Consider the following 17,478-nt stretch of genomic DNA (forward strand, 5'->3'; position numbering starts at 1 on the left):
TCCGTGTCAAGCTTGGTGAGTGTCGGCATTGATGTCGGAACAACGACCTCACAGGTTGTTGTAAGTGACCTGAAGGTTACAAATACCGCGCGTCCGGGGTTTATGCCCCAGCTTGATGTCACCGAGTCGGTAGTTCGTTACCAGAGCGAACCAATCATCACCCCGTTGGTAAGCCCAACGGAAGTAGACGTCCATAAACTACGGGAGTTTGTACTTGGTGAGTACAAACAAGCTGGTATCAAACCAGAGGACGTAGAAACCGGCGCCGTCATCATCACGGGTGAGACGGCGCGCAAGGACAACGCCGCGGCCATCCTCGCGGGATTGAGCGAGATGGCCGGGGACTTTGTTGTCAGCGTGGCCGGTCCTAATCTGGAGTCCTCCATCGCGGGGCGCGGATCGGGAGCATGTGCATATTCCTCGGAGTATTTCACCACTGTTGTTAATGTGGACATCGGTGGGGGGAGCGCAAACGCAGCCGTCTTTACTGCTGGCAAACACGTGACGAGCGCTGCATCAATGGTGGGTGGTCGCCAGATCACCCTTGATGCCAACACCGGCGTTATCGTTCACATCAATCCTCCCGGTGAGGCGATTATTGCGGATCTTGGGTTGAACCTGAAGGTTGGACAACAGCCAGATCTGGGCGAACTGCGACGCTTCTGTGATGAAATGGCAGAGGTCGTTGCTGATTTGGTTCTCGGTGAAGCCCATCACTTGGGAGACAAGGTTCAATTAACACCGCCGTATTCACTACCTACCCCGCCTAAAGCGGTATTTATTAGTGGTGGGGTAGGGCATTTGTTGGATACAGACTACGGCCCATACACCCTGGAGCACATCGCTCGCTTTGGTGATATCGGACCGTTGTTCGCTGAATCCATTCGTCAACATCCGCGGCTTTCCCAACTGAACATCTTGATCCCCGAACAAACCCTTCGGGCGACGGTGATGGGTGCGGCAAGCCAACAAGTCACGATGAGTGGTTCAACGATTTTCATCGACGGGGCTACATTGCCTATTGCCAATGTGCCGGTCATTGTCCCTGAGATTGATGACTTGTCGGATGCGTCGGTTGTTACTCAGGCCTGTCAGGATGCCATTGACCGGTTCGATGGCGCCCCGCAAAGCGCTGCGATTGCACCGCGTCTACCGGCCAGATTGAACTGGAATCAATTACAGACTCTGGCTCAAGGCCTTGCCGTGCACATGCGTGCAATCGGTGTGGCTGATGAACCATTAATTGTGGTTTTGGAACATGACCACGCCAAGGTACTGGGCCAGACCCTCCGGGCAGAAGGCATCTCGAACCCACTCATTGTTGTGGATCAGGTGCATCTGGGCGAAGGTGACTGGGTAGATGTTGGTGAACCCTTGTTTGACCAGACGATTGTTCCTGTAAGTGTTAAGACCCTGGTGTTCTACACCAAAGATTAAGCTCCGATTTGCGTTAGATGCCCGGAGTATGAAAACCTATTTTGTCCGCTGTATTGAGGAGAAGCAGTGCTGTTAAGGACCAAATTATTTGGCCAAACCTATGAGTTTGGCTCCATCAAAGAACTATTGGCAAAGGCCAATGAAGAAAAGTCAGGTGATCAGCAGGCAGGTATTGCTGCCACGTCGTCGGCTGAACGCGTAGCCGCAAAGGGTGTTCTTGCTGAGGTGCCCTTGCAGGTGCTCCGTGAGAATCCTGTCATTGCTTACGAGGATGATGAAGTCACCCGTTATATTGACGACAACCTAAATGAAACGATCTACGACGAGATCAAGGGTTGGACCGTTGGTGAGTTCCGTGAATGGATCTTAAGCAACAAAACAACCCCGAAACAGGTGGCTCGTGTCTCCATGGCACTAACCGGTGAGATGCTATCTGCCGTTGCCAAACTGATGTCCAACATGGACTTGATTCTGGCCGGCAATAAAGTGCGTGTCGTCAAACATTGCAATAACACCATCGGTCTCCGTGGCACGATCGGGTCTCGTTTGCAGCCTAACCACCCCACTGATGACGTGGATGGTATTCGTGCCGCTACCTACGACGGGTTGAGCTACGGCTCTGGCGACTCGGTGATCGGGATTAACCCGTCTGATGACAGTGTGGGTTCAGTGAGTCGGTTACTTGAAATGACGTATGGTGTCATCGACCGTTGGGAAATCCCTACCCAGAACTGTGTGCTCGCCCACGTCACAACCCAAATGGAATGCTTGAAGCGTGGTGCCCCAGTTGGCCTCGTCTTCCAGTCGCTTGCTGGTAGTGAAAAGGCGATGAAGTCCTTTGGTGTGGACATCGACACGATGAGTGAAGCCTACGAACTGGCGAAGAAATACTGCTGGACTCCAGGGCCGAACTATATGTACTTTGAAACTGGTCAGGGTTCTGCCTTGAGCGCTGACGCACACAATGACGCCGACCAGTTGACATTGGAAGCTCGTATCTACGCGATGTGCCGTCACTGGGATCCGTTCCAGGTCAACACCGTGGTGGGGTTCATTGGGCCTGAATACCTTTATGACGCCAAGCAGATTACCCGTGCGGCGTTGGAAGACCACTTCATGGGTAAGTTGGCTGGCCTGTCAATGGGTTGTGATGTGTGCTACACGAACCACGCCAAGGCTGACCAGAACGACAACGAAAATCTGCTCACCTTGTTCGCGGCTGCAGGCGGCAACTTTGTGATGGGTATTCCGATGGGTGACGATGCGATGTTGAGCTATCAGACATCCAGTTTCCACGACGCCCCAAGTATCCGAAATGCCCTTGGTCTTCGTCCACTCCCTGAGTTTGATGAATGGATGGAGAACGTTGGGTTGAGCAAAGATGGCATCTTGACCGATAAAGCCGGCGACGCCTCCTTCTTCTTGAGCAAGTAAGGCATCATTATGGATTTGAATAGCAAAGAACTCGCTGATCTCGTTCGTCAGGTTATTGCTGACGTTGTAAACGAGGAGCCCGCCTTAGCGCCACAAGCTGCATCGGCACCTCCCGCAGCGGCCGCGCCAGCACCAGCTCCTGTAGAAGCGCCTTCACCGGCATCTGAACCACCCGCTGCCCCAGCAAATGAAACATCTGGAACGGTTGTTGCAACCGCACCCGACTCAGTGGGCAATGGCATCAAAGATGATAAGCCGTCTGAATCATTACTCGAACTCTCAATCGATCTACCTGATCCAACCGAAGATCAGTATCGGTACGCCGTTGGCGTTGAAGACCCACTTGATGCTGAAGGCTTGAAGAACCTGGTGGGCTCCACAACAGCTCGTTTGGGTGTTGGCCGTGCGGGGAACCGTCCGAAGACACAAACATTGTTGTTGTTCCAGGCTGACCATGGTGTTGCACAAGATGCCATCTATGGTGAGGTTGAGGAGTCAACCAAAGAAGCCTTTAACCTCTTTACGGTCAAGACCAATGTGGCCGACCGTGCAGAATATTTGCTTCGCCCAGACCAAGGCCGTCTCCTGTCTCCAGAAGCACGTAAGACCATCGACGAGAAGTGCGTAAAGAACCCGGATGTTCAAATTGTGGTTGGTGACGGACTGAGCGTAGCCGCAATCGAGCACAACCTGGCAGATATCATGCCGGTGCTTACTCAGGGGTTCGAACGGGCGGGGTACTCACTTGGAACACCGTTCTATGTTGAGAACTGCCGCGTTGGCATCATCAATGACATTAACGCCATCATTAAGGCAAAGGCAGTTGTGTTGTTGATCGGTGAACGCCCTGGTCTCGGTATCGCAGACGCGATGAGCGCCTACATGGGCTACGACCCACAACCTGGTAAGTCAGACGCAGACCGTGACTTACTGTGCATGATCACCACCGGCGGCGGTACCAACCCGCTTGAAGCTGGCGCTTATGTGGTGGACTTTATTTCCAAGATTCTTACCCACGGGGCCAGCGGCGTTGAGCTGCGCAAAGCCACGGATATCGCCTAAAGGAGGACCATGGCAACTCTTGATCCCATCAAACCAACCATCCTCGCGACGCGCATTTTGACGCGTGTCCAACCTGACTACGCCAAGGCCGTCGGCATGCCCGATGGTCACCGTTCCCTGGCGATCCTGACCTGTGATATCGACGACTCGTTGTATGTTGCCCTCGATGAAGCCACCAAGGCTGCACAAGTTGAGGTTGTCTATGCTAAAAGCTTCTACGCTGGTTCTGGTAACGCGAGTGGCCCACTAAGTGGTGAAGTTATTGGTATGTTAAGCGCGCCGACGCCGGCTGAGGCTGAAGCGGGCTTGCGTGCTGCCATTGATTATGCGGAGAACGAAGCTTGGTTCTATGCTGCTGATGATTTAGAAGAAGGTGTTGCATGCTTCTCCCACGTCATCAGTCGTACAGGAAGCTACCTATCCAAGGAGGCGGGCATCCCGCTTGGGGACCCCCTTGCCTATCTGATTGCGCCTCCGCTTGAGGCTACCTATGCCGTTGACCTGGCGTTAAAGGCAGCCGATGTTGAATTAAAGGAATGGTTCGGTCCACCTAGTGAAACGAACTTCGCCGGAGCATGGCTCACTGGTTCACAGAGCTCATGCCGTGCAGCTGCAGAAGCCTTCCAACATGGCGTCATTGAAATCGCCAACAACCCGCGTATCTACTAGGAGTCATCCATGGATTTTGACGCAGACCTTCGCAGTATCCAAGAAGCACGTGAATTAGCTGTTCGTGCCAAAGAGGCGCAAAAGGCATTCGCTATGGCCGACCAAGAGACGGTCGACCGGATCTGTGAAGCCATGGTTTCCGCTGCAATGGCTAACGCTGCTCGCTTAGGGCAGTTGGCGCACGAAGAAACTGGGTTCGGTAACCCAATCCACAAACGACTGAAGAACGAACTTGCAGCGCAGGGTGTTTGGGACAATATCAAGGATCAAAAAACCTGCGGTGAGATTCGTCGTGACGAAGCAAAGCGCATTGTTGAGTTTGGCGCACCGGTAGGGGTTGTGCTGGGGCTTTCTCCATCAACGAACCCCACGGCGACCGCAATTTTTAAAACGCTTATCAATGTGAAGGCCCGGAATGCCTTCATCTTGGCTCCACACCCCACGGCAAAGAAGTGCACTGCGGAAGCCATTCGTGTTATTGCTGAAGCTGGTGAAGCGGCCGGGATGCCTAAAGGATTGGTGAGCTGCGTAACTGAGGTTCATCCGTCAGGAACGGACGAACTCTTCCACCACTACGCCGTGAACCTGATTCTGGCCACCGGTGGTCCAGGTATGGTCAAGGCGGCTCACTCGGCAGGTAAGCCCGCCATCGGTGTTGGTCCAGGGAACGTGCCTGTCTATGTAGACAGTTCAGCATCTCCGAAAGCGGCAGCAGCCAATATCGTCGATTCAAAGTCCTTTGACTGCTCAACCATTTGTGCTACGGAACAGGCGGTATTCGCCCACGCCAACATTGCCAAGGAATTGCGTGAGGAGATGAAGGCAAAGGGTGCGCACTGGCTTTCTAAAGAAGAAGCCGACAAATTGGCCAGCATGATGTTTCGCCCCAACGGGCTGATGCATGCCTCCTTTGTTGCAAAAACGCCCAAACGTATCGGGGAGTTGGCTGGTATCAGTGTTCCTGACGATGCCCGCATCCTTGTTGCAGACATTGATGAGATTGGGCCGAACAGTCCGTTGAGTCGTGAAAAGTTGACGACGGTGCTCGGCTTCATGGAAGTGAAGGATTGGCGTGAAGGCTGTGAACGTTCGATTGAATGCCTGAAGTTCGGTGGTGATGGTCACTCACTTGCTATGCACTGTGAAGACATGAGCATCATTGAAGCCTTTGCTAATCAGAAACCAGCGCACCGGATTGTGGTGAACACCTGGTCAAGCTTGGGTGCTACTGGAGCTACGACGGGTATTGACCCGACATTCACCATCGGCCCGGGTGGGGTTGGTGGCGCGGTGACGAGCGATAACGTTACGCTCCGCCATGTCTTGAATGTTCGTCGCGTGATTTGGCCGGTACGTGAACCACACCCCGATGCGTATACCCGCACTGTTCAGGGTGAACCAAGTAGCGCGAGCTCAGGCGATCAAATCGCTGAAATCGTACGCCGTGTTGTTGCTGAATTGAAGCGCAGCTAGTCCGTTACTGGAGACACGATGACAGTACTCCTCACAACCTACGGTCCTACCTCTGCCCTGCCCGCTGTGGCAGGTGCGGTAGTGACCGGAGGCACAACAGCCCGTATTTTTACGGTTGGTCAAGGCGAGGTGTCACAGACCGGTTCGGTCAACCATTTGGTTGGCCGGGCCGATCATCCAGGTATTGCATCTACCATTCTGGACGCAGTTGAGGAAATAACGGGAGAGTCCGAGGTTCTCGTTGTAACTACTGACGGGGCAGCAGACTTCGACCCGATGGCCTTTGCTCGAAACCTCCGCTTGGCAAGCAAGGTCGGGGCAGAAGTGATTGTTGTCGCTGATGGTGAGTGCATCGGCCAGGCTGATTGTGTGAACGTGGCAAAAGATGTGGCACTTGCAGCCAAGGATGACCATGTGCTGTTGCGCTCCATCATTCTTGTTGGTGGCAGTGGCCCTGCCCCAACGGTGGCGAATGTGCCGGTATACCGACTGGCTTCACCAACGACTGACGATGTGGTGAATATCGCAGGTGGTGAAGCACTCTATGGCGTATCCGGTCGTGAAACGCCGATGAGCCCTGAACGTTTTGAACATCTCCTTGTTAGTCGTGCCCGTCAGGTCCAAGGCCATATCGTGTTATGCGAAGGGTCCGATGATCGTATTTTGACGGCTGCACATAAATGTCTTGCCCGGAAGGTCGCCAAGTTGACGATCTTGGGTGAGGTGTCCACGATCATGGAGCGGTGCGAAGATTTGGGGTTGGACCTCTCTAATGCCCAATTGATCGACCCCACGAAATCTGAACTACGTCCTCAGCTTGTGGCTGCCTTGGTAGAAGCCCGTAAACACAAGGGCATGACTGATGAGCAGGCTGAAAAGCTCATCAATGAGGTGACCTGGTTCGGAACGTTGATGGTCCATACCGGGTTGGCTGACGGGATGGTTTCTGGCGCTGTTCACACCACAGCTGAAACCGTGCGTCCTGCCTTGCAAGTCATTAAGACAGCACCGGGTATGAAGTCAGTAAGCGCCGCATTCCTTATGGCGTTAGCCGACCGTGTGCTGGTGTTTGCTGACTGTGCAGTGACTCCAAATCCCGATGCGGTTGGTTTGGCGTCGATTGCAATGCAATCAGCCCAAACAGCAACGGCCTTTGGTATTGAACCCCGAGTCGCCATGTTGTCCTACTCGACGGGTTCGTCTGGCACGGGTGCTGACGTTGATCGTGCGGTGGAAGCCACACGGCTGGCAAAAGAAGCAAATCCAACCTTACCCCTTGATGGGCCACTGCAATTTGATGCCGCCTTTGATCCAGAAGTCGCCGCATCTAAGGCCCCGAATAGTCCGGTGGCTGGTAAAGCAACTGTCTTTATCTTCCCGGACCTTGAGAGTGGCAATGTCACCTATAAAGCGGTGCAGCGCACAGCAGGTGCCGTGGCGATTGGCCCACTCCTCCAGGGGTTGAATAAACCGGTTAATGATCTGTCTCGCGGATGCACCGTCACGGATATTGTCAATACTGTTGCGATGACCGCTGTTCAGGCAGGATATTCGAAATAAGATCACGGCAGAGAAGCGTGCATATCCTTTTTCGCGTGGTACGCTTCTTTGCCCCTGGTGGGTTGCCCGAGTGGCCAAAGGGAAACGGCTGTAAACCGTTCGGCTTGTCCTACGTAGGTTCAAATCCTACACCCACCACGAACTTTAAAATCCTGGTTGCATAAACCAAACCAGTGAGGCAGACTTTTGCCTTCAAATGCCCCCCTAGCTCAGTCGGCAGAGCGTCTCCATGGTAAGGAGAAGGTCAACGGTTCGATTCCGTTGGGGGGCTCGGTACTAGATCCCGGACACTGGGATTCTGAGCTCTACGACTGTGGGCTTTACAATCCCGAACCGCAAGGGTCATACCTTACGGGTATGGGGTACCTGGTACACTGTTTGTAGTACATGGCCACGTAGCTCAGTGGTTAGAGCACTCGGCTCATAATCGAGGTGTCGGTAGTTCAATTCTACCCGTGGCTACGCTATCAACGTGAGGTTGGCACGACAGGTGTCGGCCTCTCGTTATTTTGTCTGCAAGTTTGCTTATCTGCTGGCCAGTATCTTAGAGTCGTTGCTGACATTCTGTGATCGCATCCGTACGGGTGCGTTACCATGGTGATACGTAGGTATTAACTAAATATTGCCAACCACCTGGCCAAAGAAGGAGATTCGTGGCAGACGTTAAATTGAGGATTAATAACGAGATTCGTACCCGAGATGTACGCCTCATCGGACCGGAAGGCGACCAGATCGGGATTGTGCCGCTTAAAGTTGCATTAGATGCGGCGGCGGCAGTAGATCTCGACCTCGTGGAAGTTGCGCCAAATGCCCATCCACCAGTGGCAAAGGTGATGGACTATGGCAAGTATCTGTATGAACAAGAACGTGCTGCACGCGAGGCAAAACGAAATGCTAAGGCCACTGGTCAAAAGGCGATTCGTATGCGCCCTAAGACGGACGATCATGACTTTGACACCAAGGTCCGTCAGGCACGTAAGTTCTTGCAGCAGGGGTACAGCGTCCGGTTCCAGGTGATGTTCCGTATGCGTGAACTGCGTCGTCCGGAGATTGGGCTTCAACAGTTAGACAAACTGGCTGAGGATCTTGCCGATGTTGGCATTGTTGAAACGCGGAGTGGATTGCAGGGGCGTTTTGCCACAATGGTGATTTCACCCAAGGGCAACAACTAGGACATTGCCGATTCCTACGGTAACTGCAATACTTGGGAGTCTGCAATTTCGGTTGCAAGGCAGGAACCCAAATAGGGGCGTAGCTCAATTGGCAGAGCGACGGTCTCCAAAACCGTAGGTCGGGGGTTCGATTCCCTCCGCCCCTGCCACATACTCTAGGGGTCGCAAGGCCCCTTTTATTTACCAAAGCGATGAGTTGTGAGTCTTATGAGTGACCTTCCCACACAAGATGTAGCCACCCCCGAAAAGGCCGGTGGTCCACTTGGCTACCTGCAACAGGTTCGTGAAGAATTACGCAAGGTGTACTGGCCGACCAAAATGGAGGTCGCCAAGATGAGCCTCATGGTCATTCTCGTTACGGTGGTTGTTGGTGCCCTTGTGGTTGCAATGGATTACCTATTTGGCCAGCTCGCCCTTACGATTTTTGGTGGATAACCAATGAGTGAACAAGAACATATCGAAGAGCTTGAAGCTATTGACACTGCCAACGAACCGGTAGATGCACCAACGGATGATTTCACCGATCTCCTTGCGGCCGCGGGTGGTGTTGATGAGGAAGCTGAGTTAGATCGCCAAGACGATGGTGAATCTGACGATGACGTATCTTCTGCTGATTCAGCACATGATGGAGACACCGATCAAGATGAGACTCCTCGGGTTACGCCGCCGTGGCTGCTTCCTGGCGAGTTCTACGTCGTTCATACCTACAGTGGGTATGAAGCGAAGGTCAAGTCCAATTTAGAGAGTCGAGTTCGCTCGATGAATATGGATGACCGTATCTTTGATGTGATTATCCCAACCGAAGATGCGGTTGAGATTAAAAACGGGAAGAAGAAAGAAGTTAAACGCAAGGTGTACCCCGGTTACGTCGTGGTGCGTATGGACTTTGATGATGACACGTGGAGAGTTGTGCGTGACACACCGGCAGTGACCGGGTTCGTTGGAGACAATAACCGTGCCAACATGGTTGCCCTTGGACGGGCCACTCCGCCTGTACCGCTAAGTCGGGCGGAGCTAGAAGAACTCTTCGGGGAGCCAGAAGAGGAATTGGTCGAAACCCCAGATGGCACAGCCAAACCGGTCAAGAAAAAGACAACGATTGATTTCGATGTTGACGAGAATGTACGGGTAACCAGTGGTCCATTTGCAGACTTCACCGGAACGATCAGTGAGATCAATGCTGAAGCTGGCAAGTTAAAGGTATTGGTATCGATTTTCGGTCGTGAAACACCGGTTGAACTAACCTTCGATCAGGTTGCCAAACTGACCTAGAGTTAGCTAGGTAGAGAAAACCCACCCGAACAGGGTGGGTTTTTCACGTTTTGAGATGTAGTTGAATGATCCGTAGGTCTACAAAAAAGAAACTAAAGTTTCCTTGAGATTGTGAATGAGTAGGTAGACATGCATCATCGCAGTTCTGTTCGGAACGACTTCGTTTCTAACAGTTCATTTAACCGACTGAAAGCATTGATAATGGCCTTTTCATTTACAAAGAACCTGGTAACCCTTTCTCTTGCGTTAGGCTTGGCTGGTGGGGCGCTTGTCGCCATTCCAGCAGCTCCGGCAACCGCGGCACCATCCACGACCGCCGGCGTCGTACAGCAAGAGGACTCAGCTGCCAGTCTCAAGGGTGGGCGTATCTACGTACAAGCGGGTACCACTGTGGCACGACGCTTGCCAACCGTTGATGCGAACAACAATCCCTTGACCTACCACTTTCAAGGGCGTCCCTTGGATTGGGTGACGCTTGAGAACAATCTGGTGGTTTTCGAGGCTCCTGCAACGCAGGAACCCGGCGTACACCGCGTTACCGTTCGTGTAACTAACGGTAAGGGTGGCCGGGCCTATGTGAAGTACATCGTCAATATCCTTCCAGCCGAACACAACTAAATCATTTCATTCGATTCCTTTCACCCGAACCGCCTCACTATGAGGCGGTTCGTGGTTTTGAGCTCGAAATACTGCGCTGTACCAGTATTAATCCTGGTCATCAGGGTTCTCCTTAAAAAGAAATAAATGGCTATCAGAAGGATTAGGTTTACTAAAGAAACTGCAATAGCATGACAAAAACAGTTTCTTGTTGACGGAGGTACCTGTATGAAACCTGTGGCCGCACTTATGACGATAGGATTGCTAATGCTGGGGGTGCCCGCTGTAGCCCAGGCGCCACCGGACACGCAGCCGGTAGTGATACATAGTCAAGGCAACAGAACAAGCACCGGGACTCAGCCCGTTGGAAACGGGTCCCAACCAGTTTTAAGTAATCCACCTTCACTGATCATTCCGAGTGAAACCCATATCCCCAAGGGCACGGGTGAAGGTGAATATGAACTGAATATTAGTGATGATAAAACGCCCTTGAAAGACTTGAAGGTGCGTGTCGAGTCTCAGCTCACACGGATGCGGACTGAATTTGATCATGGGCACTGGCATTTGATGGTTGATAACACCAAGATTGCCGATGTCGATGAAGCCATTATCGAAGTTGAAGATGCTGACGGCAATATCACCAAGAAGATGCTGGAGGTATATGTCAGCAATAATGCTCCCTGGCTACACCCCATCGTGAATCACACCATGCGAGCTAATCGGGCAATTCGTCCGATCATGGTCATGCAGATGGAAGCAAGGAATGGTTTGGGATTTGTGAGTTTTGAGGGGGATATTCCGCCTGGCTTAACCTTCCCACAACAACAGCGTGTTCAACGGACAACGATTACGGGTACACCCACAACGCCAGGAACGTACAAGCTCACACAGGTTCTCACGGACTCTGGAGGTAATCGTTTATACGAGCAGCCTTTTGTAATTGATGTTATAGCCGAAGATGCTCCGGTGGTGTTGGGTGATTTCAACATAGCGATGCGCAAAGGACTCAATTTCCAGGAGGAAACCAAGATTGCACCCGCTGTTGGAGAAAAATGGCGGGCTTCGAACAACCTCTTCCATACCGCCGGCGAGTGGCCCTATGGCACCTTAACGTTCCGTGTGGATCGGGGTGCGGAGTTTGTTTCAGTTCGCAAATACCACAACCGCTACCGCATGTATACCAAGACGGATAAGGCAACCGGGCCTATTCCAGTCAAACTGACGATGGTTGATGGCGGTAAGAATGAAGTGTCGCATTGGACGGTTATTCAAGTTGACCCTAAACGAGGGCAGCCGCTAAAAACCCGTGAGCTACGCAACCTTCCGTACTTGCTGAACCTTGAACCAGGTAAGGCAATGAACCCAGCGAAGATACGAGCGAGTAGTGCGGAACCTGGTGATGTCTTTACGGTTGAAGGGCTGCCAAGCGGCTTGAAGTTCGACCCAACAACCAACACCATATCGGGGACTCCGGTCACCGCAGGTGAGTTTGAGGTTGCTATTTCCTTCAAGAATGCCGCTGGTGAAGCGCAAGATGCCAAGATCGTTCCCTTCACGGTAGCTCAACAAGCCAACAAGCCGCCGGTGCTGAACTTCCCCTTTGATAAACATGTGACCAAGGGCAATGGGGAAGCCGAAATCGAGCTTGATATTACCGACGACACCACACCGGTAAAAGACTTAAAGGTTCGCGTCGAGTCTCAATTTATTAAGATGCGCCCGGAACTGGACGGAGGGCATTGGCATCTGATGGTGGACAACACCAAGATCGCTGATGTTGACGAAGCAATTATTGAGGTTGAAGACGCCCAGGGTGCAAAGAGTACAAAGATTATCGAGGTGTATGTAGACAAGGGTTCACCTTGGATTCATCCAACTGCTAAACGAATTGTGCGTGTCGGCCAACCAATCCCCAAAATCATGGTGTTGCAGTTAGAGACACCCCACGGTCCTGGCACGGTTGAAGTGACCGGCCTACCCGATGGCCTTGGTCCGAATACCTTTAAAACGAAGCGAGGCTATATCGAAGGTATCCCAACCAAGGTAGGTACCTATCCCATTAGCCAGGTCTTGAAAGATTCCAAAGGGACCGTGCTCGCCCGCATGGGGTTCGAGATTGAAGTGATTGCATCGGATGCACCCTATGTGCATGGCACCTTTGACATCGATATGCGTCGGGGGCCTGGATTTGTAAAGGAAACAACGATTGCGCCTGCCCAAGGTGACACGTTCCGTAACACCTACAACCTGTATCACAAGGCGGGTGAAGCTCCTTTCCAAGACTTGCAGTACCGGATTGATTATGGTGGCTCCGTTGCTTCAGTGCGCAAGTACCACGACCGTTGGCGGATGCGCCTTGATACAAGCAAGGCCACAGGGCCAAAGCCCGTTTTAATCACGATGTTTGACAAGCAGGGGCGTACCTTTTCGCGCTGGGTAGTCATTCAGGTTGATCCACAACGCGGCCAACCACTACAAACGCGCAAAATCATCGGTCTCGAAGAGAACTATACGTTTGAGGCGGGTAAAGCGATTACGCCGATCAAGGTCACCTTTGAAGGCCTTCTCCCAAGCGATTATCCCCACCTTGCTGGCAGCTTACCGCCAGGTATCACGTTTGATATTGCGTCCTCAAGCTTTGTAGGTACGCCCACTGCTGAAGGGAACACGACCGTTGCGGTTGTTTTTGAGGACAAAGATGGCGTTGGCCAGGATGCCAAAATAGTGACCTTCAACGTGAAGAAGGCGGTGATACCACCCCCGCCGAACCCCAACCCGAATCCGAACCCCAATCCGAATCCGAACCCGAACCCGCAGCCGCAGCCGCAGCCGCAGCCAAGTCCCACGGGAACGCCTTCTCCCGCAGGTGACTTATCTGGGATTCAAATCTCGGGTGCATCGCGTGTAGAAACAGCCGTGGCTATTAGCCAACAGCATGTTCAAGCCGCCAGCTTGGACACCATAGTGTTGGCCCGCGCTGATGAGGTTGCTGATGCCGTGGCAGCAACACCGCTAGCCCACCAAATGGGTGCCCCGGTGTTATTAACCCAGTCAGATAGTTTGCATCCAGCGACCCTCAAAGAAATAACCCGGACAATCAAACCTGACGGTCGGATAGTCCTGATGGGCGGTCCGGTTGCGATTCATCCTAGTGTTGAAGAAGCCCTGAAGGGAGCCCTCCCAACTATCAAGTTCGAGCGTGTGCAAGGTGATAACCGCTTTAGTACTGCAGTTGCGGTATATGACCGCCTCGGACAGCCCACCACCGTAGCCATCATTGATGCTGATAAAAAGCATGTGGGTGATGCGTTAGTTGCTGGCGTGGCCATGGCGCAGCTTAAGACGGGGGGTAACGTAACCCCCGGCGCGGTCCTCTATTCATCCAATAACAAGGTGCCTGTAGAAACCCAAGGGGTGCTATTGCCCAAGGTAACCAAACGGTACACCTATGACCAGTCGGTGAAGGAAGCGGCGAACGCCACGCTTATCGAAGGCAATGATCCCATCGCACGGTCAGTGACAACCGCAATGACCTTCTTTGATAAGAATGTACGCGTTGTAACGCTTGCGTCGTCACGGGAAGCGAACACAGTTGACGCTCTAGCTGGCGGTGTAGATGCAGCTCGTCTGGGTGCCCCCCTAGTTCTTGCACCAGCCACATCAAGTGATGGGCGGGTACGCGACTACCTGGCCAGCCTTGTAAAAGGCAAGCAGTTAAGGTCCGCCATGATATTTGGTGGTCCTCAAGCGGTCTCACCTGATGTGCGTGACCACCTATTTGCAAGCGATACCAAGATTCAATGGGATACGGTTGAGGCAAGACCATAAGCTCATCTCTGCCCAAGGTATTCCGACCTACCTTGGGCTATTTCTAGTCAATAAGGGCTGCCTAATACACAAATCATTACTGGAAGTAATAGTAGTAGTGCGAAGCGTGTTTTATTGGGTTGCGCAAGAGGTCGGCTGGCACAGTGTTATCCAACAAGGCAGAAGCAAACCCCAAAAGGAGCCATCATGAAAATCAACACCCTCAGCGTCCTCGGTTTGATGGTCGCCATGCTCGCAGGCGTGTTGGCAGACATTGAAGCTCCAGCCACTGTCTAGTTAACGCAGAGAGAGAACGTAAGCCCGGCCGAAAGGCCGGGTTTCATTTTTATTTATTTTCTGATGATGGTACATTGCATTGTTGTAGTAAATACAAACAGGTTTATTTAAATAGTTTTCAAATAATGCCGGTTATTGAACATTGTTCAATTAGATGAATAATGTTGACCTTATATATGGAGCCAGTGATGACCCGATTCTCTGTTTTAGTATCCGGTATGGCAGCATTGTTAGTACTAACAATGGTCACGTCGGTCTATGCATCGGAATTACCGGATCATGCTGGGGAAGCTGTCATGAGCCAGGACGTTCGTGCTGCAAGGCAGGATCGGTTGGCAGGTGCAGACCGGTATGGCACTGCAATCACGGTGACGCAATTACTCCATCGTGACCACACGGTCGACGTTGTCTATATCGCATCCGGTGATAACTATCCGGATGCAATCTCAGTCACAAGCTTGATGGCGTTGTCTAACACAACCAATCGCCAAGCAGCAGTGTTGCTGAGCCCGAAAGCCGGATTAACGCCCGAAGTATTGGCTGAGGTGCGGAGGCTGTTAAAACCCGAGGGAACCATACGTCTGGTTGGCGGTGAAGAAGCACTCTCAACAAATGTTGAGTATCAACTCAGTACATTAGTGCCAGAGGGTAAACCCAGGCGGTTGGCTGGGCCGACCCGAGTGGAAACAGCCTTGGTGATCGCCGATGAAGTGAGGGTGTTGACCACCGTGAGTGAGGTCATTATTACCCCTGCTCAGAACTATGGCATTGGAATGGTGAGTTCAGCGTTAGCGGGTAAACGAAATGCGGTACACCTTGTGGCTCCAGAAACCCGTGATGGAGGCTTACACCCAGCCGTTGCTGAATGGATTGCGCGCACAAAGCCCAAGAAGGTAACGATCCTCGGACCGGAGCCGTTTTTAACATCGTTCACGTATTCAACATTGGAGCGGATAACCGATCAGGATGAATTGAACCTCACCAGCTTCCCTTGCAAACCCGGGTACGGCACCTGTAATCCTCCAGAAACACATGCCGCAACAGATGCCCAAGTGATTGCTGAGAAAGTGGTCAACCAGCATTTTCAAGGGGTTGAAGATTACGTGATGGTTTCATATGCCGGGGCTGCCGACGGTCTGGCCGCCGGCCAATTCGCAGTTTCAAAACTTGCCCCCATCCTTCCTATTAAGAATGGTGCACCAGGTGATGACCGGTATGGCTACCTCATTAAGCAAACAAGCGGCCGACCACTCATTACCTTGTGGGCTATCGGTGGTGAGCGCGTTATCAATCAAAGGGGTATTGAACAGGTGGCCAAGGCATTTGAAAGCTAACTGAAGTGGGTTGACTGGACGGCATTGGCCAATGGTTCATTGTGTTGTTGCACAATAATGAAACTATTTCAATTAATCCCTGAGACATGCCGAAGGGTCTTGCCCATTTGCAGGTAACTTTGGGTGTATTTATGTGCTGCTCAGCCCGTTTAAGGACTCCATGTAGTTAGAGGATAACTATACGTTAAGTAATGAGACTTATGGAGCGCTTGGCCTATAGTTACAGCAAGTGTTGCATGAGCGGAGTTCTTTCATAGAAGAAACGTCTTTATCCACTATCCATAATTCAACAAATTGAGGAGAGTCCGCTCGGTAACCCGTTCGTCTCTCTAGGGGTATATATGAAATTTGATCAATCCAAAAGTCTTATAACCGCTGCATTACTGATGGCACTTGCGACATCAGGGCTTTCTGTCGTTCCCGCGACACCAGCATCTGCTCAGTGGCAGCCAATTGGAGACAGCCTGCGTCCGCTTGAAGACCCAGCGGATTCAATCCGTAGCCCGCATATGTGGCCAGATGATCTTGAGACCTTTTCCACCGGAAATCGCCGTGACTTTAAATTGGTTGCAATTAACGCTCGGGATGATCGGCCAGTAAGTGAACTGAGGATTACGAGTCCGAACCTTCCATCAGGTGCTCAAATCGTCTTTGAGGGTGGCGAGTGGTACATCCGTGTTCCGCTCCGTAATCCTATTGACCGTACGATTGTGGATCTAGAAGCTCGTGACCGTGATGGAAACGTTGGTCGCAGCCGCACGATGATTGTTGTGCACGAAAAGTCAGATCCATCCCTCCCTGATCTGATCCCTGACTACCCGACCGCTTCCCCAGAACCAAGCGATCAGCCTGATTTGCCGACGCCGACGCCGACGCCGACGCCTACCCCGACGCCGACGCCTACTCCGACGCCGACGCCTACTCCGACGCCTGGTGCTGGTCCGGTGGTGAATTTGGTTGGTGGCCAGTATGGGAATGGGTCTGCGCATACGGTGAGCTTTACGGTGTCCACGGCGCCTGATGCGAAGGTGCGTCAGTTGTGGTGGTATCCGGTTGCTGGGTTTGATTTGCGTGCGGGTGATAATGGCACGTGGGAGTTGACTATTGATAAGGGTGTGAAGCCTGGTTCGTATGCGCTTGATTTATGGGCGACTGATACGAAGGGTGTTGAGGGTCCGCATGTGAAGCCGACGTTTGTGATTGTGGCTGGTAATACCCCAGCCCCGACGCCTACTCCGACGCCGACGCCTACGCCTACCCCGACGCCGACGCCGACGCCTACTCCGACGCCGACGCCTACTCCGACGCCTGGTGCTGGTCCGGTGGTGAATTTGGTTGGTGGCCAGTATGGGAATGGGTCTGCG

General features: G+C 52.5%; 11 protein-coding genes, 4 tRNA genes and 2 pseudogenes. All 17 read left to right on the top strand.

Features of this window, described 5'->3' with window-relative positions; translation table 11 throughout:
- Positions 1 to 3: 3 nt before the first annotated feature.
- Positions 4 to 1,437, top strand: a complete 1,434-nt coding sequence (locus VCU37_RS04000; protein WP_336249327.1) for an ethanolamine ammonia-lyase reactivating factor EutA — start codon at positions 4 to 6, stop codon at positions 1,435 to 1,437.
- 66 nt (positions 1,438 to 1,503) lie between these two features.
- Positions 1,504 to 2,871 (top strand): ethanolamine ammonia-lyase subunit EutB, encoded by a 1,368-nt coding sequence (locus tag VCU37_RS04005; protein WP_336249328.1) that lies wholly within the window; start codon positions 1,504 to 1,506, stop codon positions 2,869 to 2,871.
- A 9-nt stretch (positions 2,872 to 2,880) separates the two neighbouring features.
- Entirely contained in the window at positions 2,881 to 3,933 is a 1,053-nt protein-coding gene (gene eutC / locus VCU37_RS04010; protein ID WP_336249329.1) for an ethanolamine ammonia-lyase subunit EutC, read from the top strand.
- 9 nt (positions 3,934 to 3,942) lie between these two features.
- Positions 3,943 to 4,602: an ethanolamine utilization microcompartment protein EutL gene (gene eutL / locus VCU37_RS04015; protein ID WP_336249330.1), complete on the top strand. Its 660-nt coding sequence runs from the start codon at positions 3,943 to 3,945 to the stop codon at positions 4,600 to 4,602.
- Positions 4,603 to 4,611: 9 nt separating this feature from the next.
- Positions 4,612 to 6,075, top strand: coding sequence for an aldehyde dehydrogenase family protein (locus tag VCU37_RS04020; RefSeq protein WP_336249331.1), 1,464 nt, complete (start codon positions 4,612 to 4,614; stop codon positions 6,073 to 6,075).
- A 558-nt stretch (positions 6,076 to 6,633) separates the two neighbouring features.
- A pseudogene (gene pta, locus VCU37_RS04025) lies at positions 6,634 to 7,635 on the top strand (phosphate acetyltransferase); the annotation flags it as partial.
- A 56-nt stretch (positions 7,636 to 7,691) separates the two neighbouring features.
- Positions 7,692 to 7,773 (top strand) — tRNA-Tyr (locus VCU37_RS04030).
- A gap of 60 nt (positions 7,774 to 7,833) precedes the next feature.
- Positions 7,834 to 7,906, top strand: a tRNA-Thr gene (locus tag VCU37_RS04035).
- Positions 7,907 to 8,024: 118 nt separating this feature from the next.
- Positions 8,025 to 8,097: transfer RNA gene (locus VCU37_RS04040), tRNA-Met, on the top strand.
- A 191-nt stretch (positions 8,098 to 8,288) separates the two neighbouring features.
- The gene (infC, locus tag VCU37_RS04045) at positions 8,289 to 8,807 is read left to right on the top strand and encodes a translation initiation factor IF-3 (protein WP_336249332.1); all 519 of its coding nucleotides are present in this window, start codon (positions 8,289 to 8,291) and stop codon (positions 8,805 to 8,807) included.
- 73 nt (positions 8,808 to 8,880) lie between these two features.
- Positions 8,881 to 8,956 (top strand) — tRNA-Trp (locus tag VCU37_RS04050).
- 58 nt (positions 8,957 to 9,014) lie between these two features.
- Positions 9,015 to 9,242 carry a preprotein translocase subunit SecE gene (secE, locus tag VCU37_RS04055; RefSeq protein WP_336249333.1) on the top strand — a complete coding sequence of 76 codons (228 nt, stop codon included), beginning with the start codon at positions 9,015 to 9,017 and terminating at the stop codon, positions 9,240 to 9,242.
- A 3-nt stretch (positions 9,243 to 9,245) separates the two neighbouring features.
- Positions 9,246 to 10,079, top strand: a complete 834-nt coding sequence (gene nusG, locus VCU37_RS04060) for a transcription termination/antitermination protein NusG (RefSeq protein WP_336249334.1) — start codon at positions 9,246 to 9,248, stop codon at positions 10,077 to 10,079.
- Positions 10,080 to 10,280: 201 nt separating this feature from the next.
- Entirely contained in the window at positions 10,281 to 10,697 is a 417-nt protein-coding gene (locus VCU37_RS04065) for a hypothetical protein (RefSeq protein ID WP_336249335.1), read from the top strand.
- A 207-nt stretch (positions 10,698 to 10,904) separates the two neighbouring features.
- Positions 10,905 to 14,504, top strand: a complete 3,600-nt coding sequence (locus tag VCU37_RS04070) for a cell wall-binding repeat-containing protein (RefSeq protein ID WP_336249336.1) — start codon at positions 10,905 to 10,907, stop codon at positions 14,502 to 14,504.
- Between the two features lie 464 nt (positions 14,505 to 14,968).
- Positions 14,969 to 16,114: a cell wall-binding repeat-containing protein gene (locus VCU37_RS04075; RefSeq protein WP_336249337.1), complete on the top strand. Its 1,146-nt coding sequence runs from the start codon at positions 14,969 to 14,971 to the stop codon at positions 16,112 to 16,114.
- A gap of 341 nt (positions 16,115 to 16,455) precedes the next feature.
- Positions 16,456 to 17,478: pseudogene (locus VCU37_RS04080) on the top strand (hypothetical protein); the annotation flags it as partial.

This window comes from Stomatohabitans albus (assembly GCF_036336025.1).
Classification (GTDB): domain Bacteria; phylum Actinomycetota; class Nitriliruptoria; order Euzebyales; family Euzebyaceae; genus Stomatohabitans; species Stomatohabitans albus.

Coding starts and splice junctions, on each gene's coding strand:
- VCU37_RS04075 (WP_336249337.1), top strand. CDS start 14,969: ATGACCCGATTCTCTGTTTTAGTATCCGGTATGGCAGCATTGTTAGTA.
- eutC (WP_336249329.1), top strand. CDS start 2,881: ATGGATTTGAATAGCAAAGAACTCGCTGATCTCGTTCGTCAGGTTATT.
- VCU37_RS04070 (WP_336249336.1), top strand. CDS start 10,905: ATGAAACCTGTGGCCGCACTTATGACGATAGGATTGCTAATGCTGGGG.
- eutL (WP_336249330.1), top strand. CDS start 3,943: ATGGCAACTCTTGATCCCATCAAACCAACCATCCTCGCGACGCGCATT.
- VCU37_RS04020 (WP_336249331.1), top strand. CDS start 4,612: ATGGATTTTGACGCAGACCTTCGCAGTATCCAAGAAGCACGTGAATTA.
- nusG (WP_336249334.1), top strand. CDS start 9,246: ATGAGTGAACAAGAACATATCGAAGAGCTTGAAGCTATTGACACTGCC.
- VCU37_RS04065 (WP_336249335.1), top strand. CDS start 10,281: ATGGCCTTTTCATTTACAAAGAACCTGGTAACCCTTTCTCTTGCGTTA.
- secE (WP_336249333.1), top strand. CDS start 9,015: ATGAGTGACCTTCCCACACAAGATGTAGCCACCCCCGAAAAGGCCGGT.